The organism is Caldimonas tepidiphila (genome assembly GCF_003569765.1).
GTDB lineage: Bacteria > Pseudomonadota > Gammaproteobacteria > Burkholderiales > Burkholderiaceae_C > Caldimonas > Caldimonas tepidiphila.
This window is the reverse complement of the sequence record NZ_QXMG01000004.1, coordinates 90,804-117,315: the sequence shown is the minus strand read 5'-3', so window position 1 is coordinate 117,315 and position 26,512 is coordinate 90,804. Positions and strand designations below refer to the sequence as shown.

The window sequence follows — 26,512 nt, the reverse complement described above, 5'->3', positions numbered from 1 at the left end:
GGGAAGCGCGCGGGGCGGAACCCGCGACAAATGTCGTGTCGATTCTGACACAAGAGCCCCTCTCGCTCGATCGCGGCGGCACAGGGCGTTTCGATGAAAGGGATAGTGCGGAGCACGGCGGCGAATCGCGTTTTTGAGCCCGTTTTGTCCCGCTGATCGACGCATCGGCCCATGATGGCGCGTGCTGGAATGCGTCGGCACCCTCCTGGGGATGTCCGATCTTCCCTGCCTTGCCGAGAAAACGCCGTGTCCGCTCCGCCCGAAACTCCGACACCTGCTGCCGTCGCGGGCCGTTTCCAGTTGCGCCGTCGTCTCGGCCAGAGCGCCGGGGGCGGGGGATGGTGGCTCGCATTCGATGCCAGCAGCGCACGCGAAGTGGCGCTGTGCCAGCAGGCCCGGCGAGCCTGGCCGGACGCGACGCCCGCCGCCTGGGCGGCGGCGGCAGCACCCGTGCTCGCGCTGCGCCATCCGAACATCGTCCCGCTGCTGGAGATCGACACTGCCCCGGGGCAATGGCTTCGGATCGCCGAGTTCGTCCCCGGCGTCCCGCTGGACAGCTGGGTGGCCGAGCATGGGGCGATGCCGGCGCGGCAGGCGGTTCAGACCGCCCTCGGCGTGCTGGACGCGCTCGCGCACTCGCACGAGGCCGGCGTGGTGCACGGGCGGCTGCGTCCCTCGAGGCTGCTGCTCGACGCGGCGGCGCGGCCGCTGCTGTGCGACTACACGCTCGGGCCGATCGCCGGCGTGGCGGACGCGAGGAGCCGCTCGGGGGCGCTCTACCTCGCGCCGGAGCAGGCGCGGGGCCTCGAGTGCGGCCCTCCCGCCGACCTGTTCTGCCTCGCGCTGGTGCTGGGGGAGTTGCTCACCGGGCGCCCCGTGCTGCACGAGTCGGTTCCGGGGCAGGCACTGGCGCGATTGACATCCGGGCCGCTGGAATGGCCGGAGGCCGAGGATTCGGAGGCGGTCGACGCAGCCTTGCTGCAGATCGTGCGGCGTGCCCTGGCGCCGGACCCCGCCGCCCGTCCCGACGCGGCCACCCTGCGGGCGGATCTGCTGGACTGGCTCACGCCGGCGCTGCTCGACGGGGCCCTCGACGACCGCGCCGGCGGAACCCTGCGGGCGCTGATGCAGCGCCTCCAGTTCCAGCCGGACCTGCCTGCCCAGCGCGAGGCCTTGCGCCGCGTGCGCCAGCTGTGCTCCGTCGAGCGGGTCAACCTCGACGAGCTGACGCAGGCCGTGCTCGAGGACATGGCGCTGACGCTCAAGCTGCTGAAGATGGGCAATGCCGCGAGCTTCCGCTCGGTCGGGGGCTCCGTCACGCAGGTCTCGCGCGCGTCGGCATTGCTGGGGGTCGTCGCGGTGCGCAACCTTGCGGGCTCGCTCGCCACTCTCGAGGACTTGCCCGATCCGGCCCATGCCGCCGCGCTTCGGGAGGAGTATGGCCGCGCCCGCATGGGCGCGCGCATCGCCGCGCAGCTCAGTCCCACGCGCGGCGAGGAGGAGGAGGCCGCCATCACCGCGCTGCTCCAGCAGCTCGGGCGCATCCTGGTGCACCATTTCCTGCCCGAGGCCGCGGCACAGGTGCGCGAGCTGCTGCGCGAGCGCCGCATCACCGAGCCCGAGGCCACGCTGCGGGTGCTCGGCCTGTCGTTCGAGGACATCACGGTCAGCGTGGCGCGCAGCTGGGGCATGCCGGACGCGTTCCTGCACGGCTTGCGGCGGCCCGTCTTCGGGGCTGCGCTGCGGGCGCCCGAGCGGCGCGGCGACTGGCTGCGCCTGCTCGCCTCCTTCGGCAACGAACTGAGCGAGACGCATCGAGGCGCGGAGCCGCACGAGCGCCAGCTGCTGCTGCGCAGCAGCATCGAACGCTACAGCGCCGCACTGCGGGTGAGCAGCGCCCAAGCATGGTCGGCGCTGCAGGCGCACGGCAGCGTCGCCGAAGTGTCCGACGTCCCCGCACCGCTCCCCAGTGCGGAGGCGGCCCCTGCTCCCGCCCCGGTGCACCCGCTCTCGCGTGCGCTGATCGAGCTGCAGGCGATGCGCAAACGACAGCACACCGGCGACGAGGCGATGAAACTCGCGGGCGAAGCCGTCGTGCGATCGATCGGCTGCCGGCACGTCGTGATCGCGATGCGCGAGGCCGGCGGCAAGCGGCTCCTGGCCCGCTTCAGTTTCGGCGCGGACGCGGCGTCGATCCATTCCCACTTCCAGATCGCGCTGGACGGCAATGACGTGTTCGCGACCCTCTGTGCCCGCGGCGCCGACACGCTGATCGCGGACGCAGGCGTGACTTCGATCGCCTCGCGCCTGCCGGACTGGCATCGCCGGCATTTCGCCTGCCCGGCCTTCCTGCTGCTGCCCCTGATGCGGCCGGGCGAGATGCCGCCGCATCCGATCGGGCTGCTCTATGTCGATGCGGCGGAGCCGGGCGGCCTGCGCTTCTCGGATCGCGAACTGTCCCTGCTGCGCAGCCTGCGGGACGAACTACTGCGCAGCGTGCTCGATGCAACGGATGCCGCGGGCACTTGATTCCCACGGCGGGGTCGGCGGGGCGACAATTCGATACAAACTGACTCCGGAATCCCGCCATGGAGAATGCTGATCGCGCCGTCCTGCGCAACAAGTTGATCGCCGCCCGGCAGGCGCTTTCCGACCGGCTCGAGCGGGCGGTCGAGCTGCAGAGCGTGCTGCGGGCGTGGCTGGTGTCGCGTCCCGAGACGGCGATCGGTGCCTACTGGCCGATCAAGGGCGAGTTCGATCCGCTGCCGGCGCTCTATCGCTGGAGCGAAGGCGCGGTCGACCGCCTGGAGCGGCGCATCGGCCTGCCGGTGGCCGATCGCGAGCAGGGTTCGCTGCGCTTCCATGTCTGGTACCCCGGCTGCCCGATGGCGCTGGACGCCTACGACATCCCGAAGCCCAGGGACACCGAGGCGTTCGAGCCCGCGCTGCTGCTCGTGCCGACCCTCGGCTACGGTCCCGGCGGCGTGAGGCTCGGTTACGGCGGCGGCTTCTACGAGCGCTCGCTCGCCACGCTGCGGCTCCGGCCCTACACGGTGGGGCTTTGCTATTCGCACGGTTTCCTGCCGATGCTGCGGGCTCGGCCCTCGGACGTGGTGCTCGATGCGGTGCTGACCGAGGACGGCGTGATGTGGGAGCGCCGGGACTGAGTGTGGCGCACCCGGCGGGACCGTCACGAACATCGTGCCGGCAACTCGTCCTCGGCGTGGGCTTGGACGGCCTGCAGGTGCTGCCGCTCGATGAAGATCGGCGTCGGCGCACCCTGCCTCGCAAGACTTGCCGCCGCGGCGTGCACCGCTTCCTCGACCCGGTGGAAGGCCGCCCGCATCAGCGTGGCGTCCGTGCCTTCGTCCACGCCCAGGCAGTCGCGCGTGACGACCGCCACGGACTTCCGCCGGCCCGGCACGGACACGCAGAAGGCCATGCCCTCCGCCACCGGCACCGGCCCGGAAAACTCGACGGCGCCGTCCATGATTTCCCTGATTCTTTGAATTGTGGGAATGTAGTAGCAGCTTTTGCCTGGAGGTAGAGGTTGGTATCGACTCCGGGTCAGCGTGCTGCAAGGATGCGCGTGATCGCAGGCGCTGCGCCAGCGCACGGAAAAGGCGTGTGCAGGCTCGCTGCGCAGCGGGCGCGGAGGAGGGCGGGTGGGGTGCGGAGGACTTGCCGCAACGGCTGATGCGTCACGAGCGGAGGTTGACGAGCCTTAACCCCGGCACTGGTCACAACGGTTGGGGCTGCTTCGTTCCCGACCTGACCCGGTTGGCCGCGCTTCCATGCGGGGAGGCCCGTCAACGCCCATTGTAGGCGAGGTTTGGGACTCCGGGCTGCGGATGTCGCGGGAATCTGCGTCCGAAGTGGTCCGTGCAGTGCTGGCGTGGATCTTGCGTCGAATGGTATGCAAGGGGCGCGGGACGGCCCTGCCAACACGGAGTCTCGATGCAGCAGCTTTATGCGGATATCACGATTCACCTGATAAGCGCCGCGCTGGCCGGCGCCTTGATCGGCATGGAACGCAGCTTCCATGGCCGCCCGGCCGGATTCCGCACGCACACGCTCGTCTGCATGGCCTCCTCGCTGCTGATGCTGATCACGCTCTACCAGGCCCGCTGGTTCGCGCCCACCACCTCCGAGAGCCTCAGCATCGACCCGACCCGCATGGCGCAGGGCATCATGACCGGCATCGGCTTTCTCGGCGCGGGCGTGATCTTCCGCGAGGGCCTGTCGGTGCGCGGACTCACCACCGCGGCGTCGATCTGGATCACCTCGGCGATCGGCGTGCTGTTCGGCGTGGGCTTCTTCTTTGCCGCAAGCCTTGCCACGGTGCTGACGCTGGGCGTGTTGAGCCTGTTCCGCATCATCGAGAACCGCATCCCCGCCTACCTGTTCGCGCACCACCAGGTGCGTTTCGCGCGCGACGCGGTGATGCCCGAGGAGGAGTTGCGCGCGCTGCTCGAGCGCCACGGCTTCACCGTGGCGCAGCTGAGCTACCGGCTTGACAGCGAGGGCACGGTGTTCGAGTACCGCATGATGATCCGCACGCGCGACGGGCAGAACGTGCGCCGTCTCGCGAACACGCTCACCGCCACCCGCGAGGTGCTCGCCTTCCGCATCACGCCCGCCAGCGACTGACGCCGCGGGGCGCGGGAGGGTGCTTCGGGCAGGAAACCCCCCGGCCCGTAGAATCAGGCCCATGAGTTACCTCGTTCTGGCGCGCAAGTACCGCCCCCGCAGCTTCGAGCAGATGGTGGGGCAGGAGCATGTGGTGCAGGCGCTGTCGAACGCGCTGACCGCGCAGCGGCTGCACCACGCCTACCTGTTCACCGGCACGCGCGGCGTCGGCAAGACCACGGTGTCGCGCATCCTTGCGAAATCGCTGAACTGCCAGGGCCCCGACGGCCAAGGCGGCATCACCGCGCATCCCTGCGGCGTCTGCCAGCCCTGCTGCGACATCGACAGCGGGCGCTTTCCCGACTACGTCGAGCTCGACGCGGCGTCAAACCGCGGCGTCGAGGAGATCTCGCAGCTGCTCGACCAGGCCGTCTACAAGCCGGTGGTCGGGCGCTTCAAGGTCTACATGATCGACGAGGTCCACATGCTGTCGAACACCGCGTTCAACGCGATGCTCAAGACGCTGGAGGAGCCGCCCGAGTACCTGAAGTTCGTGCTCGCTACCACCGACCCGCAGAAGGTGCCGGTCACCGTGCTGTCGCGCTGCCTGCAGTTCAACCTGCGGCCGATGGCGCCCGAGACGGTGCTCGAGCACCTGCGCGAGGTGCTGGCCGCCGAGGACGTCGAGGCCGAGCCGGGGGCGCTGCGGCTGCTGTCGCGCGCCGCGCGCGGCTCGATGCGCGACGCGCTGTCGCTGACCGACCAGGCGATCGCCTTCGGCAGCGGCCGCCTCGGCGAGGCCGGGGTGCGCCAGATGCTCGGCGCGGTCGACCGCAGCCATGTGTTCCGGCTGATCGGCTCGCTCGCCGAAGGCGACGGCGCGGCGGTGGTCGCCACCGTCGAGGAGCTGCGCGCGCAGGGCCTGTCGGCCCACGGCGCGCTCGAGGAGATGGCGGGCACCCTGCAGCAGATGGCGGTGCTGCAGGCGGTGCCGCAGGCCGCCGACGCGGCGGACCCCGATGCGGAGACGGTGGCGCGGCTCGCCGCGGCGCTGGCCCCGGACGAGACGCAACTGCTCTACAGCATCGCGCTGCACGGTCGCCAGGAGCTCGGCCTGGCGCCGGACGAGTACGGTGGCATGGTGATGGTGCTGCTGCGCATGCTCGCGTTCCGGCCTCCAGGCGGGCGCGTCATGCAGCCGGCCGCCGTGCCGCCGGCACGGACCGGCGATACCCGGGCGAGCGCGCCGGCCGCGGCGCCGGCGACGGCCACGGCGCCGCCGTCCGGCCCTCGGCCCGCGATGGCGGAGCGGGTCGCTCCGCCCGCCGCAGCGGTCCCGACCCCTGCGGCGAGATCTCCCGCCGCGATGCCTTCGCCCGGCGCGCCGGTCCCGCCCCGTGCTGCGCCGGCCGGCCGCAGCGTGGAGGCGCCGGCCCGCAGCGCTGCGCCGGCCGGCGGCGAGCCGCCGCCCTGGGAGGACGTGCCGATCGACGAGTCCGAGCTGGCGCAGTTCGAGGCGCCCAGGCGCACGGCGCCTGCGCCCGCCGGGGCCGCACGCCCCGCACGCCCGGCCGCAGCCGAACCCCGTGCCGCGCCCGAGCCCACGCGTCCGGCCGTAGCGGTGCCCCCGCCTCCGGCTGCGCCCGCTTCCGCCCCTGCGCCGAGTCCGGTGACTGCTCCGGCGGGCGGCGCCGCTGCGCCCGATGCGGGTGCAGGCGCGCTGGGCGACCGCTGGCATGCGCTGGTGCAGCAGATGATCGAGCGCGAGCGCATCGTCGCGCTGGTGCGCGAGCTGGCGATGCAGTCGCAGTGCGTTGGGCTCGACGAGGGCTCGGACGGCTGGCTGTGCCGGCTGCAGGTCGAGCGCGAGACGCTGGCCGGCGACGCCAACCGCAACAAGTTGCAGGCGGCGCTCGCCGAGGTGCTGGAGCGCCCCGGGCAGCTCCAGATCGCGATCGCGTCCGTCGCCGATTCGCCCGCGCGCCGCGAGGCCGCCGCGCGCGCCGAGCGCCAGCGCGAGGCCGAGGAGATCATCCGCAACGACCCGCTGGTGGTCGAGCTGATGCAGCAGTTCCGCACGGCGCGCATCGTGCCTGGCTCGATCCGCCCGCTGTGACCGTCCACCGATCCGACCTGCATCGCAGGCAACCCGATTTCTGACCTGAAAGGAAACGACATGCTCAAGGGACAACTGGCCGGCCTGATGAAACAGGCCCAGGCGATGCAGGAAAACCTCAAGCGCGCGCAGGACGAGCTCGCGCAGATGGAGGTCGAGGGCCAGTCCGGCGCTGGCCTCGTGAAGGTGGTGATGACCTGCAAGCACGACGTTAAGCGCATCACGATCGACCCGAGCCTGCTCGCCGACGACAAGGACATGCTCGAGGACCTGGTGGCCGCGGCCTTCAACGACGGCGTGCGGCGGGCCGAGGAGGTGAGCCAGGAGAAGATGGGCAAGCTGACCGCCGGCATGCCGATGCCCCCGGGCATGAAGTTCCCGTTCTGAGCGCGACGCGCCCGCTCCGCCGATGACGCAGAACACGGCGCTCGACGCCCTGGTCGAGGCCCTGAGGCGCCTGCCCGGCGTCGGCCCGAAGTCGGCCTCGCGCATGGCCTTCCACCTGCTGCAGCACGACCGTGCCGGCGCCGAGCGGATCGCGCAGGCGCTGCAGGCGGCGATGCAGCAGGTGCGCCACTGCGCGCAGTGCAACACCTTCACCGAGTCCGAGGTGTGCCCGACCTGCCTCGACCCGGAGCGCGACCGCGCCCAGCTGTGCGTGGTCGAGACGCCGGCCGACCAGGGTGCGGTGGAGCGCACCGGCAGCTACCGCGGCCTCTACTTCGTGCTGATGGGGCGGCTGAGCCCGCTCGACGGGGTCGGGCCGCGCGAGATCGGGCTCGACCGCCTGCTCGACCGGGCCGCCGACGAGAACCTGCGCGAGGTCATCGTCGCCACCAACTTCACCGCCGAGGGCGAGGCCACCGCTCACTACCTGGGCGAGGCGCTGAAGGCGCGCGGCCTGAAGGTCACGCGGCTCGCGCGCGGCGTGCCGGTGGGCAGCGAGCTGGAGTACGTGGACCTCGGCACGATCGCGCACGCGCTGGTCGACCGGCGCTGAGGCCGCGGCGCATCGAACCCCGGCCATGAAAAAGGCCGCCCGGAGGGCGGCCTGCCCGGAATGCCCGGCGCCGTTGCGCCGCCGGGCGCCGTCAGTTCTTCGCCACCTGCACCTTGCCCTGCGGGCGGCCGGGGGCCTGCCTGGCCTTGGCGGTGCGCGCCGCCGGCGCGGCCTTGCGCGCCTTGGCCACCGCCGTGGTCGCGGCCGGCTTCGAGCGGGCCTGCTGCCGCGCCGAGGACTTCGGCGCTGCCGCGGCGACCCGGTTCGGCAGGTAGACCACCACCTGCTGGCCCGGCTTGAAGCGGGCGGCGGCACCGAGCCGGTTCCACTCCGCGACGTCGTCCGCGGGCAGCTTGTAGCGCCGCGCGAGCGTCGCCACCGTCTCGCCCTTGCCGGCGCGCAGCACGACGCGGCGCTTCTCCGGCACGTCCGGGGCGAACTGCATCATCGCGTTCTGGGCGATGTGCTCATCCACGTCGTCGGCGCGCTGCTGCGTGCGCGGCACGAGCAGCGTCGAGCCGGCCTTGACCAGCATGCGCGGCGGGATCTTGTTGACCTCGCGCAGCGTGGCGAGCTCGGTGCCGAGCTGCCTGGCGGCGTCCTCCGGGCGCATCGTCTTCGGCACCACCCACGCGGTCCAGCTCGCGGTGGGGCCGGTGTGGCGCGCGAGGCCCGTGATGAAGCGGTTGGCGTTCTGGTAGGGCAGCAGCACCTGCGGCGTGCCGGCGGCGAGGATCACCGGCTTGTTCAGCGAGGGGTTGAGCGCCTTGAACTCGTCGAGCGTCAGGCCGGCGAGCTTCGCGGCCAGCGCCACGTCGAGGTCGCGCTCGATCGGCACGCTCAGGAAGTAGGGATGGTTCTCGACCGTCGGCAGCGAGAGCCCGAACTTCTGCGGGTCGGCCAGCAGGTTCTTGATCGCCTGCAGCTTGGGCACGTAATGGCGCGTCTCCGCCGGCATGCGCAGGCTCTCGTAGTCGGTCGGCAGCCCGGCCTTGCGGTTGCGCTCGATGGCGCGCTGCACGCTGCCCTCGCCCCAGTTGTAGGCGGCCAGCGCGAGATGCCAGTCGCCGAACATGCCGTAGAGCTTGCTGAGGTAGTCGAGCGCCGCGCGGGTCGAGGCGAGCACATCGCGCCGGTCGTCGCGGAACAGGTTCTGCTTCAGGTCGAAGTACTTGCCGGTCGAGGGGATGAACTGCCACATCCCGGAGGCCTGTGCCACCGACAGCGCCTGCGGGTTGAAGGCGCTCTCGACGAAGGGCAGCAGCGCCAGCTCGGTCGGCATGCCGCGCCACTCGATCTCCTCGACGATGTGGAAGAGGTAGCGCGACGAGCGCTCGGTCATGCGCTTCATCGCGTCCGGGCGGTTCGAATACCACTGCTCGCGGTCGCGCACCAGGTCGTTCTCGAGGTTGGGCATCGCGAAGCCGTTGCGGATGCGGGTCCACAGGTCGCGCGACTTCAGCAGCTCCTCCGGCGCCACGGCCGCCTCCGCGGCATCGCCCGACGCCGTCGACGCGGCCGAGGGCAGGGCGGGCGCGCCCTCGAGCGCCTTCAGCGCAGCCTCTCCGGGACGCAGGGGGCGCGGCGCGGCCGGGGCCTGGGCCTGGTCGGACGTCGGGACGCCCGCCAGGGCACCGTCGCCCGGCGCCGGGGAGGGCACGGAGGCGCAGCCGGCGAACAGGAGGCTGCCCCCGAGGCCCAGGGCGAGTCCCGCCCGGTGAAGTCGATCAATCATCGGTAGTTGTTCTTCCATTCGCGCAGCGCGGCAAACACCGCGACCGGATCCGCGGCGGTGGCGCCGCGGGCCATCGCGCTGGCCCGCACCTCGGGCTGCTCGCAGCGCATGAAGGGGTTGGTTCTCAATTCCTGATCCATGGAACTCGGCAGCGTCGGCAGGCCTTCGCCACGCCGACGCTCGCAATGCTCGCGCCATGCCCGCAGCGCCTCGTTGCCCGGCTCCACCTCGCTGGCGAAGCGCAGGTTGGACAGCGTGTACTCGTGCGCGCAGCACACCCGGGTCGAGCCCGGCAGCGCGGCCAGGCGCTGCAGCGAATGCCACATCTGTGCCGGCGTGCCCTCGAACAGGCGGCCGCAGCCGCCCGCGAAGAGCGTGTCGCCGCAGAACAGCAGCGGCGCCTCGCCCGCGGGCTCGGTCCAGTAGGCGATGTGCCCGGCGGTATGGCCGGGCACGTCGAGGACCTGGAAGCGCAGGCCGTTCCACGTCGCCGTGTCGCCGTCGCGCAGCGGCCGGGTGCGGTGCGGGATCGTTTCTCCGGCCGGGCCGAAGATCTCGCCCTGCAGGCGCGGTGCCAGCACCCCGAGGCCGCCGACATGATCGCCATGGTGGTGGGTCACTAGAATGCCCGTCAGCGTCAGGCCGCGAGCATCGAGTGCCTCGAGCACCGGCGCGGCGTCCCCGGGATCCACCACAAGCGCCTGCCGGCCATCGTGCAGCATCCAGATGTAGTTGTCGGCGAAGGCGGGTAGAGCAACCAGTTCCATGACGCAAAAACCCTGGATTATAGGTTTGGACCCCTGGCTCCAGACCCCGCCCGGCCGCTACCTGCTCGAATGGGAGCGGCAGCAGTTCGACCGCGCGGTGAGCGACCTGTTCGGCTTCCATGCCGTGCAGCTCGGGCTGCCGCAGCTCGATACGCTGGCCTGCAACCGCATGCCGCACCGCTGGGTGGCGCTGAGCGAGGCGTCCCAGCTTGACACGGTGCCGGAGCCGGTGGCCGGCTGCCTGCCCGTGCCTCGCGCACTGGTGAGTGATTTTGAGGCGCTGCCCTTCGACACGGGAAGCCTCGATCTGGTGGTGCTGCCGCACACGCTCGAGCTCGCGCAGGACCCGCACCAGACGCTGCGCGAGGTCGACCGCGTGCTGGTGCCGGGCGGGCGCGTCGTCATCGCCGGCTTCAATCCCACCAGCCTGTGGGGGCTGCGCCAGCGCTATGGCCGCATCGCGCTGCGGCTCGGCTTCGGCAGCCTGTTCCTGCCCTCGGGCGGCGACTTCATCGGCTACCGCCGCCTGCGCGACTGGCTGCAGCTGCTGAGCCTGGACATCGAGGCGGGGCGTTTCGGCTGCTACCGCCCGGCGCTGCGCACGGAGCACTGGCTGGAGCGCTACGCGTGGATGGAGTCGGCGGGCGATCGCTGGTGGCCGGTGTTCGGCGCGGTGTACTTCCTGGTCGCCGTCAAGCGCGTGCGCGGCATGCGGCTGGTCGGCCCGGCGTGGAAGACGAGACAGAAACCGGGTGCGGCGCCCGCGGTGGTCGCCCATCCCAACAAAGAAGGTTTATGACGGCAACGATTTCCCGGCCCCGCGTGGTGGTCTACACCGATGGCGCCTGCAAGGGCAATCCCGGCCCGGGCGGCTGGGGCGCCTGGCTGCGCTCCGGCGAGCACGAGAAGGAGCTCTTCGGGGGCGAGGCCTCGACGACCAACAACCGCATGGAGCTGACCGCGGTGATCGAGGCGCTCGCCTCGCTCAAGCGCAGCTGCGACGTCGCGATCTACACCGACAGCGAATACGTGCGCAAGGGCATCACCGAGTGGATCCACGGCTGGAAGAAGCGCGGCTGGACCACTGCGGACCGCAAGCCGGTGAAGAATGCCGAGCTGTGGCAGCGGCTGGAGGCGCTCGCGGCGCTGCACCACGTCGACTGGCACTGGGTCAAGGGCCACGCCGGCGACCCGGGCAACGAGCGCGCCGACGCGCTGGCCAACCGCGGCGTGTCGGCGGCGGCGCGGCGCTGACGCGGGCCGGGAGGCTTCGCCCCTTCCTCTCCCCCGCAGTCCCTTCCCGCGCGCCGGGCATCGGCGCCGCCGCAGCGGCCGGCGATGCCCCCCGTTACAGTCCCGTCCGGGAGATTCCTTCATGGCGATAAAGAAACTGCATGCCACGGTGGCCGTGGTCGGAATTGCCGTCCTCAGCGGGGCGGCCTGGTGGTGGCAGCATCGCGCGCCCGCCCCGGCCGCCGATGCACCTACCGTGGCGGCAGCTCCGGGGCCGACGCGGCCCGGCGCCGGGGGCGGCGCGGGCGCACCCGGGCGGGGCGGTCCGGTGGCGGTCGAGGTGGCGCAGGTGCGCACGCAGCGCATGAGCGACGAGGCGCAGGCGGTGGGCACGCTGCGGTCGCGCCAGTCGGTGGTGGTGCGGCCGGAAGTGGCCGGGCGCATCGTGGCGATCGGCTTCCGCGACGGCCAGCCGGTGCGGCGCGGCCAGATGCTGTTCCAGCTCGACGACACCCTGCCCGCGGCCGAGCTGAAGCAGGCCGAGGCGCAGGCCAGCATCGCGCGCGCCAACCACCGCCGCAACGAGGAGCTGGTGGCGCAGAACTTCGTCAGCCGCAGCGCGCTGGAGCAGACCGCGGCCAACCTCGCGGTGGCCGAGGCGCAGGTCGCGCTCGCGAAGGCCCGCGTCGCGCGGCTGCGCATCGTCGCGCCCTTCGACGCCTCCGCCGGCATCCGGCTCGTCAACGTCGGCGACTACGTGAAGGACGGCGCCGACCTCGTGAACCTCGAGGACACGCGCGGGCTGCTGGTGGATTTCCGGCTGCCCGAACGCTACCTGCCGCAGCTGCGGCCGGGCCAGGCGGTGCAGGTCGCCCCCGACGCGCTGCCGGGGCTGCGGCTGCCAGCGCGCATCGAGGCGCTCGAGCCACTGGTGGACGCCAACGGCCGCTCGGTGCTGGTGCGCGCTGCGCTGGAGAACAGCGGCGGCAACTTGCGCCCGGGCATGTTCGCTCGCGTCGAGGCGGTGCTCGCCACCCGCGAGGACGCGCTGGTGGTGCCCGAGGAGGCGATCGTGCCGCAGGCGGGCCGCCAGTTCGTGATCCGCGTGGTCGAGGGCAAGGCGCCGGACGGCCGCCCGGCCCGGGTCGGCCAGCGCACCGAGGTCAGGCTCGGCCTGCGCCGCGACGGGCGCGTCGAGGTGCTCGAGGGCGTGAGCGCCGGCGACACCGTCGTGACGGCGGGGCACCAGCGCCTGCAGCGCGACGGCATGGCGCTGCGCATCGTCGAGCTCGGCGCGGCACGCGAGGGCGGGCAACAGGGCGGGCAACAGGGCGGCAGGCCGGGCGGCGCGGCGGCCCCCGCGGTCCCGGCCTCGGCGCCCGCGGCGGGCAGCGGCGGCGGACCCGGCAGCAGCGCCGGCGCCGCGGCGGCGACGCCGACCGCGCTCGCGGCCCATCAACGCGGCGACGCGGTGCGCTGAGGCGCCGCCTGCCGAGGAGCACGACCATGCAGTTGCCCGAAATCTCGATCCGGCGCCCGGTGTTCGCCACCGTGCTGTCGCTGCTGCTGCTGCTCGTCGGCCTGGTGGCCTTCCAGCGCCTCCAGGTGCGCGAGTACCCGCGCATCGACGAGCCGGCGGTGACGGTGACGACGCGCCTGACCGGCGCCTCGTCCGAGGTGATCGAATCGACGGTCACGAAGCCGCTGGAGGACTCCATCGCCGGCATCGACGGCGTGGACATCCTGACCTCGATCTCGCGCGCCGAGCAGAGCCAGATCACGGTGCGCTTCAAGCTCGAGAAGAACCCCGACGATGCCGCCGCCGACGTGCGCGACCGCGTCTCGCGCGTGCGCGGACGGCTCCCCGCCGCGGCGGACGAGCCGGTGATCTCGAAGGTCGAGGCGGACGCGACGCCGACCGTGTGGCTCGCGTTCACGAGCGACACGCTCTCGGCGCTGGAGCTGACCGACCTCGCCAACCGGCTCGTCAAGCCGCGCGTGCAGACCGTGCCGGGCGTGGCCGACGTGCAGATCAACGGCGAGCGCAAGTTCGCGATGCGCGTCTGGCTCGACCCGGACCGGCTCGCCGCGCACGGGCTCACCGTGCAGGACGTCGAGGACGCGCTGCGGCGCCAGAACCTCGAGGTGCCGGCCGGGCGCATCGAGGGGCGGCAGCGCGAGTTCAGCGTCACCGCGCAGACCGACCTCGCCACGCCGGCGCAGTTCGGCGAGGTGGCGCTGCGCCAGTCCAAGGGCTACACGGTGCGGCTGCGCGACGTCGCGCGCATCGAGCAGGCGCCGGCGAGCGAGCGCTCGATCGTGCGGCTCAACGGCGTGCCCTCGGTCTCGCTCGGCGTGATCCGCCAGGCCACCGCGAACCCGCTGGACATGGCCGAGGGCGTGCGCGCGATGCTGCCGCGCCTGCAGCAGGAGCTGCCCGAGAGCGTGCGCGTGCAGGTCGCCAACGACAACTCGGTCTTCATCGACCGCTCGGTGAAGGCGGTCTACAGCACGATCGCGGAGGCGGTGGTGCTGGTCGCGCTGGTCGTGTTCGTCTTCCTGCGCACGCTGCGCGCGTCGATCATCCCGCTGGTGACGATTCCCGTGAGCCTGATCGGCGCCTTCGCGCTGATGGCGCTCGCGGGCTTCACGATCAACACGCTGACGCTGCTGGCGCTGGTGCTCGCGATCGGCCTGGTGGTGGACGACGCGATCGTCGTGCTCGAGAACATCTACCGCCACATCGAGGAGGGGATGGAACCCTTCGCCGCGGCGATCAAGGGCGCGCGCGAGATCGGCTTCGCGGTGGTGGCGATGACGCTGACGCTCGCGGCGGTCTACGCGCCGCTCGCCTTCGCGCCGGGCCGCACCGGGCGGCTGTTCACCGAGTTCGCGCTGACGCTCGCCGGCGCGGTGCTGGTGTCGGGCTTCGTCGCGCTCACCCTCTCGCCGATGATGTGCTCGAAGCTGCTGCGCCACAACCCGGCGCCCGGCCGCTTCGACCGCGGCATGGAGCGCGCGCTCGGGGCGCTGGAGGCCGGCTACGGCCGGGTGCTGCGCTGGACGCTGGGGCGGCGCTGGCTGGTGGTGGCGCTGATGGTGGCGAGCGGCGCCTTGAGCTGGTGGCTCTTCACGCAGATGAAGAGCGAGCTCGCGCCGATCGAGGACCGCGGCGTGATCCTTGCGACCGTCAACGCGCCCGACGGCTCGACCCTCGCCTACACCGAGCGCTACATGCGCGAGATCGAGGCGCTGGGGCAGAAGCACCCGGAGTTCGACCGCATCTTCGTCGTCGCCGGCAACCCGACCGTCTCGCAGGGCATCTCCTTCCTGCGCACGCGCGACTGGAGCGAGCGCGAGCGCAGCACGAGCGAGCTCGCGCAGGCGCTGCAGCCCGGCTTCATGAACCTGCCGGGGGTGAACGCCTTCCCGGTCACGCCGCCCTCGCTGGGGCAGGGCTTCCGCGAGCGGCCGGTGAACTTCGTCATCGTCAGCTCCGACAGCTACCAGAACCTGTCGCGGGTGGCGCAGCAGTTCGTCGCCGAGATGGGGCGCAACCCCGGCTTCGTGCAGCCCGACGTGGACCTGCGGCTCAACAAGCCCGAGATCTACATCGAGGTCGACCGCGAGCGCGCAGCCGACGCGGGGGTCGCGGTCGACCAGGTCGCGCGCACGATCGAGACGATGCTCGGCGGGCGCAACGTCACGCGCTACAAGCGCGAGGCCGAGCAGTACGACGTGATCGTGCAGACCGAGGCGAGGGGCCGCGCGACGCCGGACGACATCGAGCGGCTGTTCGTGCGCGGTCGCAACGACGCGATGATCCCGCTCGCCTCGCTCGTGAAGGTGCGCGAGTCGGTGGCGCCGCGCGAGCTCAACCACTTCAACCAGCGCCGCTCGGTGTCGATCACCGCCAACCTCGCGCCCGGCTACTCGCTCGGCGAGGCGCTGCAGTTCATGGACGCGACCGCCGAAAAGCTGCTGCCCGCGGGCTACGCGACCGAGCTCAACGGCGTGTCGCGCGAGTTCCGGGCCTCGTCGGGCGCGCTCGGCATCGTCTTCGTGCTCGCGCTGCTGTTCATCTTCCTGGTGCTCGCGGCGCAGTTCGAGAGCTTCGTCGATCCCTTCGTGATCCTGCTGTCGGTGCCGCTGTCGATGGTCGGGGCGCTGGCCGCGCTGCAGCTTGCCGGCGGCACGCTCAACGTCTATTCGCAGATCGGGCTGATCACGCTCGTCGGCCTGATCACCAAGCACGGCATCCTGATCGTCGAGTTCGCGAACCAGCAGCGCCAGCAGGGCCAGGCGACGCTCGAGGCGGTGACGCGCGCGGCGGTGCTGCGGCTGCGGCCGATCCTGATGACGACCGGCGCGATGGTGCTCGGCGCGGTGCCGCTGGCGCTGGCCGAAGGGGCGGGCGCCGAGAGCCGGCGCCAGATCGGCTGGGTGATCGTCGGCGGCATGACGCTCGGCACGCTGCTGACGGTGTTCGTGGTGCCGACGATGTACACGCTGCTGGCGCGCCGCAGCACGCCGGGGCCGATCACGCGGCCCGCGGACGAGGCGCCGCACGCGGCCTGAAAAAGAATAGAGGGGCCGCGGCCCCTCTGCTTCATGTCACGTGACGGGCGCAGCGCGGCGCGGCCTTCAGATCAGTCCCTCGAAGGGCAGCACGTCGACCAGCTCGCCCGCCGCGACGTTGCCCTGGTCGTGGTGCAGCACGACGAGGCCGTTGGCCTCCGACATGCTTTTCAGCACGCCCGAGCCCTGCTGGCCGGTCAGTCGCACCTGCCAGCCGCCGTTTTCGGTGGGCGTGACGATGCCGCGCTGGAACTCGGTGCGGCCGGGCTTCTTGCGCAGCGGCGCGACGCTCGCGGCGCGCAGCAGCGGCAGCGGCGCCGGCGTGGCGCCGCCCATCGCGAGCAGCGCGTCGCGCACGAAGGCGTAGAAGGTCACCATCACCGCCACCGGGTTGCCCGGCAGCCCGAACAGCACCGCGCTGCGCCCCTGGCTCTCGATGCGCCCGAACGCCATCGGGCGGCCCGGGCGCATCGCGATCTTCCAGAACGCGACCTCGCCGAGCTGCGCCATGATCTTCTTCGTGTAGTCGGCCTCGCCGACGCTCACGCCGCCGCTCGTGATCACCGCGTCGGCGTTTTCACAAGCACTGCGGAAGGCGGCCTCGAGCGCCGCCGGGTCGTCGCGCACCACGCCCATGTCGATCAGCTCGACGCCGAGCCGCGCGAGCATGCCCCAGAGCGTGTAGCGGTTGCTGTCGTAGACGCAGCCCGGCTCGAGCGGCTCGCCGATCGAGCGCAGCTCGTCGCCGGTGGAGAAGAAGGCGACGCGCAGGCGCCGGAACACCGCCACCTCGGCCTGGCCGAGCGAGGCGAGCAGCCCGAGGTCGGCCGGGCGCAGCACGCGGCCGGCGGCGAGCGCCGGCTGGCCCGCGGCGAGGTCCTCGCCGCGCAGGCGGCGGTTGTCGCCGGGCTTGACCGCGCCGGCAGGCAGCGTGACGCGCTCGCCCTCGACCCGCACGAACTCCTGCGGCACCACCGTGTCGAGCCCCTCGGGCATCACCGCGCCGGTCATGATGCGCACGCATTCGCCCGCCTGCGCGACGCCCTCGAACTGCTGGCCGGCGAGGCCGGTGCCGGCGATGCGCAGCACCGTCGGGCCGTCAGTGGCGAGGTCGGCGCCGCGAAATGCGAAACCGTCCATCGCCGAGTTGTCGTGCGAGGGCACGTCGATCGGCGAGATCACGTCGGCGGCGAGCACGCGGCCGAGCGCGGCGCGCAGCGCGAGCTTCTCGACCGCGGCGACGCGCGGCACGAAGCGCGCGATGAACTCGCGCGCCTGCGGCACCGGCAGCGCATCGGGGTCGTAGCCGTTCACGCAGGAGGCGATCTGTTCGAGGCGGGGCGGGGTCGTCATGGCGGTGGGGCGTGCGGAGAGTCTCAGTCGGCCTGGCGTTCGAGCGCCTGCAGCTCGGCCAGCGTGTTGGCGTTGGAGAAGGCGCGCTCGTCGTCGAAGGGCACGACGACGCAGCGGTGCTGCGCGGTCCAGAGGTCGATCTTGCGGCCGCCCTCCTGCGTGAACTGCATCAGGCTCTCCATCAGCGCGGTCTTCATCATGCAGAACACCGGCTGCACCTGCGGCTCGCCGCCGTCGGCGCCGCGCGTCGCGGCCATCGCGATCTCCGCGTCCTGCGCCTCGAGCGCCTGCGCCATGCGGGGCACGAGGTCGGCCGGGAACAGCGGCGTGTCGCAGGGCACCGTGACGAGCCAGGGCGTCTGGCACTGCTCGAGCCCGGTCAGGAAGCCGGCGAGCGGCCCGGCGAAGTCGGGCAGCGCGTCGGGCCACACCGGCACGCCGAGCGACTCGTAGGCGCCGAGGTTGCGGTTCGCGTTCACCAGCAGCTCGCCGACCTGGGGCCCGAGGCGCAGCACCGCGTGCATCACGAGCGGCATGCCGCGGAAGTTCTGCAGGCCCTTGTCGATGCCGCCCATGCGGCTGCCGCGCCCGCCGGCGAGGATCAGGCCCGTGATGTCCTTCGGTTCGATCATGTCGTGTTTCTTCTGGGAAAGGCGGGGGCCGGCGGCGCGCGGCGCGAGCCGGGATCAGCCCCCGATGTAGTGCATCTCGACGCGGCGCTGGCCGCTGCCGGTGTCGGCCTGCATCGCGCTGCGCAGCTCGGAGTAGCGCTCGTCGCGGTTCTGCCAGATCAGGCCGATCGCCGCGGCGATCTGCTCGTCGCTGTAGTTGCCGCGCAGCAGCGCCCGCAGGTCGTGGCCCTCGTTGGCGAACAGGCACAGGAAGAGCTTGCCCTCGGTGGACAGCCGCGCGCGGTTGCAGTCGCGGCAGAAGGCCTGCGTGACGCTCGAGATCACGCCGATCTCGCCGCCGCCGTCGAGGTAGCGCCAGCGTTCGGCGGTCTCGCCGGTGGCGTTGGGCTCGATGGCCTCGAGCGGGTGCACCGCGTGGATGCGCTCGACCACCTGGGCCGAGGGCAGCACCTCGTCCATGCGCCAGCCGTTGGTCGCGCCCACGTCCATGAACTCGATGAAGCGCAGGATCACCGGCGTGTGGCGGAAGCGCTCGGCCATCGCGAGGATCTCGTGGTCGTTGGTGCCGCGCTTGACCACCATGTTGACCTTGATCGGGCCGAGGCCGACGCGCTCGGCCGCCTCGATGCCGCGCAGCACGTCGGCCACGGGGAAGTCGACGTCGTTCATGCCGCGGAAGATCGCGTCGTCGAGCGCGTCGAGGCTGACGGTGATGCGCTGCAGCCCGGCATCCTTCAGCGCCTGCGCCTTGCGCTCGAGCAGCGAGCCGTTGGTGGTGAGCGTGAGGTCGAGCGGGCGGCCTTCCGGCGTGCGCAACTCCGACAGCATCCCGATCAGCTTCTCGAGGTGCTTGCGCAGCAGCGGCTCGCCGCCGGTGAGGCGGATCTTCTGCACGCCGTGCGCGACGAACAGGCGCGCGGTGCGCAGCAGCTCCTCGAAGCTCAGCAGCGAGCTCTGCGGCAGGAAGTTGTAGTGCTTGTCGAACACCTCCTTCGGCATGCAGTAGCTGCAACGGAAGTTGCAGCGGTCCGTGACCGAGATGCGCAGGTCGCGCAGCGGGCGACCGAGCCGGTCGGCGAGCAGGCCGTCGGGGGCGGTGAGGTGGGCCGGGATCACCGGCACGCGCGCGGCGTAGCGGTGGTCGGCGAGCGGGATGACTTTTTCCGTCATGTCGCGATTGTGCCCGGGTGGGGACGGGGTGAAGGCACGGGAGGCTTCTCGCCGCAGGGGAATCGCGCCCCGGCGGCGCGAGCCTTCGGGGTCAGCGCGCCTTCAGCCCGGACGACTGCCCGGCGATCTGGCCGCCTGCACGCGACTCGCCCTGCTGCGCCGCGTCGCCGGCCGCGCCGACGCGGCGCGCGCCGGTGTAGCGCTTGGTCCAGTAGGCCGCGCGCATGTCCTCGACGCGCACCTTGGCGCCGGTGCGCGGCGAGTGGATGAACTTGCCCTCGCCGACGTAGATGCCGACGTGCGAGAAGGTGCGCCGCAGCGTGTTGAAGAACACCAGGTCGCCCGGCTTGAGCTCGTCGCGCTGCACCGCCACGAGGCCGGCGGCGCTCGCCTGGTCGTCGGCGCGCCGGGGCAGCACGAGCCCGATGCTCCTCTCGAAGATGAAGCGCGTGAAGCCGCTGCAGTCGAAACCCTCCTCGGCGGAGTCGCCGCCGCGGCGGTAGGGCACGCCGAGGAAGCCCATCGCCGTCATCACCATGTCCGACGCGGTCTCCCGCATCTGCTGCATCAGCCCCCGCTCGCCGGCGGGCGCCTCGCTCTCCAGCGGCGCTTCGGCAGCGAGACCGCGCTCGGCGAGGAAGCGCTTGATCGCCTCCTCGTTGACGGTGGGCGCCGACCAGGCGGACGAGGGGGAGCCGCCGAGGGCGGCCACGCACAGCGCGACGGACAGCAGGGCGGAGAAACGGGAGGGACGGCGCGCGTGCGACATGGGGCGGGATTACACCACGGGAAAAAATGCCGTCAATCAGAAAAAGCTTTGCTTACAAGGGCTTGGAAAGGATTTCGGTGAAAGTTTCGAGGTTTTCCACGGCATCTTTCGGGGCAAGGTGCCGCGTCTCGGCACGCTTGCGAAGGCAGCGGCGCATCGCGAGGCACGGCTTGCCGGGCCCTGGCGGCCGCGAATAACCCTCCTGATCGGACGTCAGTCCTTGGTAAGCACGCCTGAATTCAATCCTATGCTCCAGAGGCAAGAACAGGCCATTGCAGCGGTGCCGGAGCGAGCCGGCAGCGGTGCGACAGGTCCCATCCCAACGACCGCCGTCCTCGGCGGCACCCCCAAGGAGACCCCCCATGCGCTACAACGAGTTCTATCGTCGCTCGATCGACGACCGCGACGGCTTCTGGGCCGAGCAGGCGCAGCTCGTGGACTGGCAACAGCCCTTCACGCAGGTGTGCGACTTCGGCAACCCGCCCTTCGCGAAGTGGTTCGTCGGGGGGCTGACCAACCTGTGCCACAACGCGGTGGACCGCCACCTGCTGGAGAGGGCCGAGCAGAACGCGCTGGTCTTCGTCTCCACCGAAACCGGTACCGAGCGCACCTACAGCTTCCGCGAGCTGCACGCCGAGGTGCAGCGCATGGCCGCGATCCTGAAGTCGCAGGGCGTCTCCAAGGGCGACCGCGTGCTGATCTACATGCCGATGATCCCCGAGGCGGCCTTCGCGATGCTCGCCTGCGTGCGCATCGGCGCGATCCACTCGGTGGTGTTCGGCGGCTTCGCCAGCCACTCGCTGGCCAGCCGCATCGACGACGCCGAGCCCAGGCTCATCGTCAGCGCCGACGCCGGCAGCCGCGGCGGCAAGGTCGTGCCCTACAAGCACCTGCTCGACGAGGCGATCAATCTGGCGAAAGCCAAGCCCGAGAAGGTGCTGCTGGTCGACCGCGGCCTCGCGCCGATGGAAACCGTGCCGGGGCGCGACCTCGACTACAACGCGCTGCGCGAGCAGAACATGGACGCGCAGGTGCCCTGCGAGTGGGTCGAGTCCGAGCACCCGAGCTACACGCTCTACACCAGCGGCACCACCGGCAAGCCGAAGGGCGTGCAGCGCGACACCGGCGGCTACGCAGTGGCGCTGGCCGCGAGCATGAAGCACATCTACTGCGGCAACCCGGGCGAGACCTACTTCTCCACCAGCGACATCGGCTGGGTGGTGGGCCACAGCTACATCATCTACGGGCCCCTGATCGCCGGCATGGCGACCATCATGTACGAGGGCCTGCCGATCCGCCCCGATGCCGGCATCTGGTGGAGCCTGGTCGAGAAGTACAAGGTCACGGTGATGTTCTCGGCGCCCACCGCGGTGCGAGTGCTGAAGAAGCAGGACCCGGCCTTCCTGACGAAGTACGACCTGTCCTCGCTGCACGCGCTGTTCCTCGCCGGCGAGCCGCTCGACGAGCCGACCGCGAAGTGGATCGCCGAGGCGCTCGGCAAGCCGATCATCGACAACTACTGGCAGACCGAGACCGGCTGGCCGATCCTGTCGATCTGCAACGGCGTCGAGCCGGCGCCGAGCAAGTTCGGCTCGCCGGGCCGGGCCGTCTACGGCTACAACGTCAAGCTGCTGCACGAGGCCACCGGCGAGGAGCTCACCGAGCCGAACCAGAAGGGCGTGGTCGCGATCGAGGGCCCGCTGCCCCCGGGCTGCCTGCAGACCGTGTGGCGCGACGACAAGCGCTTCGTCAACACCTACTGGAGCAGCTTCCCGAACCGCTACGTCTACAGCACCTTCGACTGGGGCGTGAAGGACGAGGACGGCTACTTCTTCATTCTCGGCCGCACCGACGACGTGATCAACGTCGCCGGCCACCGCCTCGGCACGCGCGAGATCGAGGAGAGCATCTCCAGCCACCCCAACGTCGCGGAGGTGGCGGTGGTGGGCGTCGCCGACCAGCTCAAGGGCCAGGTCGCGATGGCCTTCGCGGTGCTGAAGGATCCGTCGAAGGCGGCGAGCGACCAGGACGCGCTGAAGCTCGAGGGCGAGATCATGAAGGTCGTCGACGAGCAACTCGGCGCGGTCGCCCGTCCGGCGCGCGTGCGCTTCGTCAACGTACTGCCCAAGACCCGCTCGGGCAAGCTGCTGCGCCGCGCGATCCAGGCCGTCTGCGAAGGGCGCGATCCGGGCGACCTGACGACCATGGAGGACCCGGCCGCGCTGGAGCTGATCCGCTCGCTGGTCGTTGCGCGCTGAGCCGCCGGGCCGGGGAAGGAGGGCCGGCCCCCGCGGGCCGGCGCCTTTCGTGCCGCCGGCGCGTTGCAGCGCGCGGTCGCCTGACCGGCCCGCGGGGCCGCTTTCCGGTGCGGAACTCGCGGACATTGCGCCGGGCGGCAGGTGGCGGACGGGATTCCGGCTATCTTTGCGCTCCTTTTCCCGTGCCCCGCCGCCGTTTCCGATGAACCCCCGCTTCCCCGCTTCTCCTTTGCCCGCCCCCGAAGACACGATGCCGGGCGGCCTGGCGCGCCGGCGCCTGCTGGCCGCGCTGCTGGCCGGCACCGCCGGCTCGCTGCTCGGCGCCTGGGCGCCGCCGGCGCGGGCGGCGTGGAACGCCTCGCTGTTCGATGCGCGCACGCCCCAGGAGCTGGCCCGCCTGCTCGGCGGCGGCGCGCCGCAGGACTCGGGCGAGCTGCAGCTGCTGGCCGACGACCTGGTGGACAACGGCGCCGCGGTGCGCGTGACCGCGGGCAGCTCGCTGCCCGGCACGCAGCAGATCGCGCTGCTGGTCGAGCGCAATCCCAGCCTGCTGGCCGCGCTGTTCGAGTTCCCGGCCGGCACGCTGCCGCAGGTGACGACGCAGCTCAAGGTGGCCGAATCGTCGCCGCTGATCCTGCTGGCGCGCACCCCGCAGCAGACGGCCCGCGCCTCGCGCCTCGTGCGCGTCACGATCGGCGGCTGCGGCAATGACGGCGCCCCCGAGGAGCCGGCGGCCCGTGCTCCGCAGCCGACGCGCATCCGTGCGCAGGTGCAGGGCGACCGCACGCAGGTGCGGCTGCTGATGAGCCACGAGATGGAGAGCGGCCAGCGCAGGAACGCCGCCGGCAAGCTGGTGCCGGCCCGCCACATCCGCGAAGTGGAGATCCAGCACAACGGCCGCACCGTGCTGGCGGCGCAATGGGGCACCGCCGTTTCGCGCAATCCCTATCTGCAGTTCACCTTCCTCGGCGGCAAGCCGGGTGACCGACTGCGCGCAAGCTGGATCGACAGCCACGGCGCGACGCGCAGCGACGAGGCGGCACTCGCTTGATTCGTGTCGGTTTTCACGATCCGGGAAGACAGCTCGCATCCCGGCAAGAACTCGTGTTCGCCGCATTGGCGGGGCCCTGCAATAGTGCTAGAGTCAAAGTCTTGACTCCTTAGGTCCTTCCCGTCCCCTTTGCTGGTTTCACCAGAATCCTAGTGAAGGCGGGTCGCAATCCGCCAACCGGTCAAGCCGTGTCGCGGAAGGTTTATCAACCCATCGATTAAGTCCTGCAGACCGGGACGAAAGGTGAGCGAGAAATGATGCAGCAGTACAGGTTGAACTCCTACCTGTTCGGGGGCAATGCGCCCTACGTCGAGGAACTCTACGAGGCCTACCTCGACAACCCGGGCTCGGTGCCCGACAACTGGCGCGAATATTTCGACGCGCTGCAGAACGTTCCGGCGGTCGACGGCAGCGAGGCACGCGACGTGCCGCACGCGCCCGTGATCGAATCCTTCGCGCAGCGCGCCAAGGCCAACGCCCTCAACACCCGCACTTCCGCCGCTGACCTCGCCGTCGCGCGCAAGCAGGTGCACGTCCAGTCGCTGATCGCCGCCTACCGCTTCCTCGGTTCGCGCTGGGCCGACCTCGATCCGCTCAAGCGCCAGGAGCGCCCGCGCATCCCCGAACTCGAGCCGGCGTTCTACGACCTGACCGAGTCCGACATGGACATCACGTTCAGCGCGACGAACACCTATTTCACCAAGGCCGACCAGATGACCCTGCGCGAGATCGTGCAGGCCCTGCGTGAGACCTACTGCGGCTCGATCGGCGCCGAATTCATGCATATCACCGATCCCGGTGAGAAGCGCTGGTGGCAGCAGCGGCTCGAGAGCATCCGCTCCAAGCCCAGTTTCAGCCCCGAGAAGAAGAAGTCCATCCTCGAGCGCCTGACGGCGGCCGAAGGCCTCGAGCGCTACCTGCACACCAAGTACGTCGGCCAGAAGCGCTTCTCGCTCGAGGGCGGCGAGAGCTTCATCGCGTCGATGGACGAGCTGATCAAGCGCGGCGGCGAGAAGGGCGTGCAGGAGATCGTCATCGGCATGGCCCACCGCGGCCGCCTCAACGTGCTGGTCAACACCCTCGGCAAGGCGCCGAAGGACTTGTTCGCCGAGTTCGAGCACACCGCGCCGGAAGACTTGCCCTCGGGCGACGTGAAGTACCACCAGGGCTTCTCGAGCGACGTGTCCACCCCGGGCGGCCCGGTCCACCTGAGCCTCGCCTTCAACCCCTCGCACCTCGAGATCGTCAACCCGGTGGTCGAGGGCTCGGTCAAGGCGCGGATGGACCGCCGCGGCGACAAGGAAGGCAACCAGGTGCTGCCGGTGCTGGTGCACGGCGACGCGGCCTTCGCCGGCCAGGGCGTGGTGATGGAGACGCTGGCGCTGGCGCAGACCCGCGGCTACTACACCGGCGGCACGGTGCACCTGGTCATCAACAACCAGATCGGCTTCACCACCTCCGACCCGCGCGACACCCGCTCGACGCTGTACTGCACCGACGTCGTCAAGATGATCGAGGCGCCGGTGCTGCACGTCAACGGCGACGATCCGGAAGCGGTCGTGCTCGCCACGCAGCTCGCGATGGACTACCGCCAGGAGTTCAACAAGGACGTGGTGCTCGACATCGTGTGCTTCCGCAAGCTCGGCCACAACGAGCAGGACACGCCGTCGCTGACCCAGCCGCTGATGTACAAGAAGATCGGCGCGCACCCCGGCACCCGCAAGCTCTACGGCGACAAGCTCGTCGCGCAGGGCGCGATCGGCGCCGACGTGCCGGACCAGCTGGTCAAGGACTACCGTGCCGCGATGGACGCCGGCAAGCACACGGTCGACCCGGTGCTGACCAACTACAAGAGCAAGTACGCGGTCGACTGGACGCCGTACCTCGGCAAGAAGTGGACGGATGCGGCCGACACCGCGCTGCCGCTGGCCGAGATCCAGCGCCTGGCCGAGCGCATCACGACGCTGCCGGAGAACTTCAAGCCGCACGCGCTGGTGCAAAAGGTCATCGCCGACCGCGCCGCGATGGGCCGTGGCGAGATCAACGTCGACTGGGGCATGGGCGAGCACCTCGCGTTCGCGTCGCTGGTCGCCAGCGGCTACCCGGTGCGCCTGTCGGGCGAGGACGTCGGGCGGGGGACCTTCGTGCACCGCCACGCCGTGCTGCACGACCAGAACCGCGAGAAGTGGGACACCGGAACCTACATCCCGCTGCAGCATGTCGCCGAGAACCAGGCGCCGTTCACCTGCATCGACTCGATCCTGTCGGAAGAGGCGGTGCTCGGCTTCGAGTACGGCTACGCGTCCGCCGACCCGACCACGCTGACGATCTGGGAAGCGCAGTTCGGCGACTTCGCCAACGGCGCGCAGGTCGTGATCGACCAGTTCATCGCCTCCGGCGAGGTGAAGTGGGGCCGCATCAACGGCCTGACGCTGATGCTGCCGCACGGCTACGAGGGCCAGGGCCCCGAGCACTCGTCGGCGCGCCTCGAGCGCTTCATGCAGCTCGCCGCGGACAACAACATGCTGGTCTGCCAGCCGACCTCGGCCAGCCAGATCTTCCACCTGCTGCGCCGCCAGCAGGTCAGCATGTTCCGCAAGCCGCTGGTCATCATGACGCCGAAGTCGCTGCTGCGTAACAAGGACGCGACCTCGCCGCTGTCCGAGTTCACGGGCGGCGAGTTCCGCACCGTGATCGGCGAGACCGATGCCGAGATCAACGCCGCCAAGGTCAAGCGCGTGGTCATCTGCTCCGGCAAGGTCTACTACGACCTGGTCAAGGCCCGCGCCGAGAAGAAGGCCGCCGACGTCGCGATCATCCGCGTCGAGCAGCTCTATCCCTTCCCGCACAAGGCCTTCGCCGCCGAGCTGAAGAAGTACCCGAACGCGACCGACCTCGTGTGGTGCCAGGACGAGCCGCAGAACCAGGGCGCCTGGTTCTTCGTGCAGCACTACATCCACGAGAACATGCTCGACGGCCAGAAGCTCGGCTACGCCGGCCGCCCGGCCTCGGCGTCGCCCGCCGTGGGCTACTCGCACCTGCACCAGGAGCAGCAGAAGGCGCTGCTGGACCAGGCCTTCGCCAAGCTCAAGGGCTTCGTGCTGACCAAGTAAGCGCCTCGGGCGTCGCGCCCCGCGAGGCCCCGCCGCAGAGGCGGGGTCCCGGGACCGCGGCGCCACCGGGGCCTGCGCGCATCGCGTCCGCTCCGGTTCACACCCAGA

20 protein-coding genes and 1 other RNA gene are annotated in these 26,512 nt (G+C 71.1%); 13 read left to right on the top strand and 8 right to left on the bottom strand.

The features are described from left to right. Nucleotides 1-246 precede the first annotated feature (246 nt). Nucleotides 247-2,529: an HDOD domain-containing protein gene (locus tag D3A59_RS08225; RefSeq protein WP_170162322.1), complete on the top strand. Its 2,283-nt coding sequence runs from the start codon at nucleotides 247-249 to the stop codon at nucleotides 2,527-2,529. Between the two features lie 59 nt (nucleotides 2,530-2,588). Then, nucleotides 2,589-3,167, top strand: coding sequence for a 5-formyltetrahydrofolate cyclo-ligase (locus D3A59_RS08220; protein WP_119154429.1), 579 nt, complete (start codon nucleotides 2,589-2,591; stop codon nucleotides 3,165-3,167). 23 nt (nucleotides 3,168-3,190) lie between these two features. Here the strand turns inward: D3A59_RS08220 and D3A59_RS08215 are convergent, their stop codons facing one another. Both D3A59_RS08215 and ffs read right to left on the bottom strand, forming a co-directional pair. After that, on the bottom strand, nucleotides 3,191-3,490 hold the full coding sequence (locus D3A59_RS08215) for a hypothetical protein (protein WP_119154428.1): 300 nt from the start codon (nucleotides 3,488-3,490) through the stop codon (nucleotides 3,191-3,193). A 223-nt stretch (nucleotides 3,491-3,713) separates the two neighbouring features. After that, nucleotides 3,714-3,811: signal recognition particle sRNA small type (gene ffs, locus D3A59_RS08210), an RNA gene on the bottom strand. 146 nt (nucleotides 3,812-3,957) lie between these two features. Between ffs and D3A59_RS08205 the strand changes: the two genes are divergently transcribed. The 4 genes from D3A59_RS08205 (at nucleotide 3,958) to recR (ending at nucleotide 7,745) form a co-directional block, all read left to right on the top strand. Further along, complete coding sequence (locus D3A59_RS08205; protein WP_119154427.1) at nucleotides 3,958-4,650, top strand: MgtC/SapB family protein; 693 nt, start codon at nucleotides 3,958-3,960, stop codon at nucleotides 4,648-4,650. 61 nt (nucleotides 4,651-4,711) lie between these two features. Further along, a complete protein-coding gene (dnaX, locus tag D3A59_RS08200; protein WP_119154426.1) occupies nucleotides 4,712-6,745 on the top strand; it encodes a DNA polymerase III subunit gamma/tau in 2,034 nt (677 codons plus the stop codon). 60 nt (nucleotides 6,746-6,805) lie between these two features. After that, nucleotides 6,806-7,132 (top strand): YbaB/EbfC family nucleoid-associated protein, encoded by a 327-nt coding sequence (locus tag D3A59_RS08195; RefSeq protein WP_119154425.1) that lies wholly within the window; start codon nucleotides 6,806-6,808, stop codon nucleotides 7,130-7,132. Between the two features lie 22 nt (nucleotides 7,133-7,154). Further along, complete coding sequence (recR, locus tag D3A59_RS08190; RefSeq protein ID WP_119154424.1) at nucleotides 7,155-7,745, top strand: recombination mediator RecR; 591 nt, start codon at nucleotides 7,155-7,157, stop codon at nucleotides 7,743-7,745. 91 nt (nucleotides 7,746-7,836) lie between these two features. On the opposite strand, the gene D3A59_RS08185 is transcribed toward recR, so the two are convergent. Both D3A59_RS08185 and gloB read right to left on the bottom strand, forming a co-directional pair. Then, nucleotides 7,837-9,480 carry a transglycosylase SLT domain-containing protein gene (locus D3A59_RS08185; protein ID WP_119154423.1) on the bottom strand — a complete coding sequence of 548 codons (1,644 nt, stop codon included), beginning with the start codon at nucleotides 9,478-9,480 and terminating at the stop codon, nucleotides 7,837-7,839. Next, entirely contained in the window at nucleotides 9,477-10,247 is a 771-nt protein-coding gene (gene gloB / locus D3A59_RS08180; RefSeq protein ID WP_119154422.1) for a hydroxyacylglutathione hydrolase, read from the bottom strand. Before gloB ends, D3A59_RS08185 begins: the two co-directional genes overlap by 4 nt. Here gloB and D3A59_RS08175 point away from each other — a divergent pair. The 4 genes from D3A59_RS08175 (at nucleotide 10,246) to D3A59_RS08160 (ending at nucleotide 16,058) form a co-directional block, all read left to right on the top strand. Next, nucleotides 10,246-11,046: a class I SAM-dependent methyltransferase gene (locus D3A59_RS08175; RefSeq protein WP_119154421.1), complete on the top strand. Its 801-nt coding sequence runs from the start codon at nucleotides 10,246-10,248 to the stop codon at nucleotides 11,044-11,046. The two genes, gloB and D3A59_RS08175, sit on opposite strands and share 2 nt — an antisense overlap. Further along, on the top strand, nucleotides 11,043-11,501 hold the full coding sequence (rnhA, locus tag D3A59_RS08170) for a ribonuclease HI (RefSeq protein ID WP_119154420.1): 459 nt from the start codon (nucleotides 11,043-11,045) through the stop codon (nucleotides 11,499-11,501). The genes D3A59_RS08175 and rnhA overlap by 4 nt, the downstream gene beginning before the upstream one ends. Nucleotides 11,502-11,622: 121 nt before the next feature. Continuing rightward, nucleotides 11,623-12,960 carry an efflux RND transporter periplasmic adaptor subunit gene (locus tag D3A59_RS08165; protein ID WP_240635988.1) on the top strand — a complete coding sequence of 446 codons (1,338 nt, stop codon included), beginning with the start codon at nucleotides 11,623-11,625 and terminating at the stop codon, nucleotides 12,958-12,960. Nucleotides 12,961-12,986: 26 nt separating this feature from the next. Continuing rightward, on the top strand, nucleotides 12,987-16,058 hold the full coding sequence (locus D3A59_RS08160; protein WP_119154419.1) for an efflux RND transporter permease subunit: 3,072 nt from the start codon (nucleotides 12,987-12,989) through the stop codon (nucleotides 16,056-16,058). A gap of 66 nt (nucleotides 16,059-16,124) precedes the next feature. Here D3A59_RS08160 and moeA read toward each other — a convergent pair whose 3' ends face one another. From moeA to D3A59_RS08140, 4 genes are all read right to left on the bottom strand, one after another. Then, nucleotides 16,125-17,411, bottom strand: a complete 1,287-nt coding sequence (gene moeA / locus D3A59_RS08155; protein WP_119154418.1) for a molybdopterin molybdotransferase MoeA — start codon at nucleotides 17,409-17,411, stop codon at nucleotides 16,125-16,127. A 23-nt stretch (nucleotides 17,412-17,434) separates the two neighbouring features. Beyond that, the gene (gene mobA, locus D3A59_RS08150) at nucleotides 17,435-18,043 is read right to left on the bottom strand and encodes a molybdenum cofactor guanylyltransferase MobA (protein WP_119154417.1); all 609 of its coding nucleotides are present in this window, start codon (nucleotides 18,041-18,043) and stop codon (nucleotides 17,435-17,437) included. A 54-nt stretch (nucleotides 18,044-18,097) separates the two neighbouring features. After that, nucleotides 18,098-19,213, bottom strand: a complete 1,116-nt coding sequence (moaA, locus tag D3A59_RS08145) for a GTP 3',8-cyclase MoaA (RefSeq protein WP_119154416.1) — start codon at nucleotides 19,211-19,213, stop codon at nucleotides 18,098-18,100. A gap of 91 nt (nucleotides 19,214-19,304) precedes the next feature. Further along, nucleotides 19,305-19,982 carry a C40 family peptidase gene (locus D3A59_RS08140; protein WP_240635987.1) on the bottom strand — a complete coding sequence of 226 codons (678 nt, stop codon included), beginning with the start codon at nucleotides 19,980-19,982 and terminating at the stop codon, nucleotides 19,305-19,307. Nucleotides 19,983-20,344: 362 nt separating this feature from the next. On the opposite strand from D3A59_RS08140, the gene D3A59_RS08135 reads away from it, so the two are divergent. From D3A59_RS08135 to D3A59_RS08125, 3 genes are all read left to right on the top strand, one after another. Further along, on the top strand, nucleotides 20,345-22,240 hold the full coding sequence (locus D3A59_RS08135) for a propionate--CoA ligase (protein WP_119154415.1): 1,896 nt from the start codon (nucleotides 20,345-20,347) through the stop codon (nucleotides 22,238-22,240). Nucleotides 22,241-22,490: 250 nt separating this feature from the next. Continuing rightward, a complete protein-coding gene (soxZ, locus tag D3A59_RS26765; RefSeq protein ID WP_170162321.1) occupies nucleotides 22,491-23,291 on the top strand; it encodes a thiosulfate oxidation carrier complex protein SoxZ in 801 nt (266 codons plus the stop codon). Between the two features lie 254 nt (nucleotides 23,292-23,545). Next, nucleotides 23,546-26,404 (top strand): 2-oxoglutarate dehydrogenase E1 component, encoded by a 2,859-nt coding sequence (locus tag D3A59_RS08125; protein WP_119154414.1) that lies wholly within the window; start codon nucleotides 23,546-23,548, stop codon nucleotides 26,402-26,404. Nucleotides 26,405-26,512 lie beyond the last annotated feature (108 nt).

Coding starts and splice junctions, on each gene's coding strand:
- D3A59_RS08160 (WP_119154419.1), top strand. CDS start 12,987: ATGCAGTTGCCCGAAATCTCGATCCGGCGCCCGGTGTTCGCCACCGTG.
- moaA (WP_119154416.1), bottom strand. CDS start 19,213: ATGACGGAAAAAGTCATCCCGCTCGCCGACCACCGCTACGCCGCGCGC.
- dnaX (WP_119154426.1), top strand. CDS start 4,712: ATGAGTTACCTCGTTCTGGCGCGCAAGTACCGCCCCCGCAGCTTCGAG.
- recR (WP_119154424.1), top strand. CDS start 7,155: ATGACGCAGAACACGGCGCTCGACGCCCTGGTCGAGGCCCTGAGGCGC.
- rnhA (WP_119154420.1), top strand. CDS start 11,043: ATGACGGCAACGATTTCCCGGCCCCGCGTGGTGGTCTACACCGATGGC.
- D3A59_RS08175 (WP_119154421.1), top strand. CDS start 10,246: ATGACGCAAAAACCCTGGATTATAGGTTTGGACCCCTGGCTCCAGACC.
- D3A59_RS08165 (WP_240635988.1), top strand. CDS start 11,623: ATGGCGATAAAGAAACTGCATGCCACGGTGGCCGTGGTCGGAATTGCC.
- soxZ (WP_170162321.1), top strand. CDS start 22,491: ATGCCGGGCGGCCTGGCGCGCCGGCGCCTGCTGGCCGCGCTGCTGGCC.
- D3A59_RS08140 (WP_240635987.1), bottom strand. CDS start 19,982: ATGTCGCACGCGCGCCGTCCCTCCCGTTTCTCCGCCCTGCTGTCCGTC.
- gloB (WP_119154422.1), bottom strand. CDS start 10,247: ATGGAACTGGTTGCTCTACCCGCCTTCGCCGACAACTACATCTGGATG.
- D3A59_RS08220 (WP_119154429.1), top strand. CDS start 2,589: ATGGAGAATGCTGATCGCGCCGTCCTGCGCAACAAGTTGATCGCCGCC.
- D3A59_RS08205 (WP_119154427.1), top strand. CDS start 3,958: ATGCAGCAGCTTTATGCGGATATCACGATTCACCTGATAAGCGCCGCG.
- moeA (WP_119154418.1), bottom strand. CDS start 17,411: ATGACGACCCCGCCCCGCCTCGAACAGATCGCCTCCTGCGTGAACGGC.
- D3A59_RS08215 (WP_119154428.1), bottom strand. CDS start 3,490: ATGGACGGCGCCGTCGAGTTTTCCGGGCCGGTGCCGGTGGCGGAGGGC.
- D3A59_RS08135 (WP_119154415.1), top strand. CDS start 20,345: ATGCGCTACAACGAGTTCTATCGTCGCTCGATCGACGACCGCGACGGC.
- D3A59_RS08125 (WP_119154414.1), top strand. CDS start 23,546: ATGATGCAGCAGTACAGGTTGAACTCCTACCTGTTCGGGGGCAATGCG.
- mobA (WP_119154417.1), bottom strand. CDS start 18,043: ATGATCGAACCGAAGGACATCACGGGCCTGATCCTCGCCGGCGGGCGC.
- D3A59_RS08195 (WP_119154425.1), top strand. CDS start 6,806: ATGCTCAAGGGACAACTGGCCGGCCTGATGAAACAGGCCCAGGCGATG.
- D3A59_RS08185 (WP_119154423.1), bottom strand. CDS start 9,480: ATGATTGATCGACTTCACCGGGCGGGACTCGCCCTGGGCCTCGGGGGC.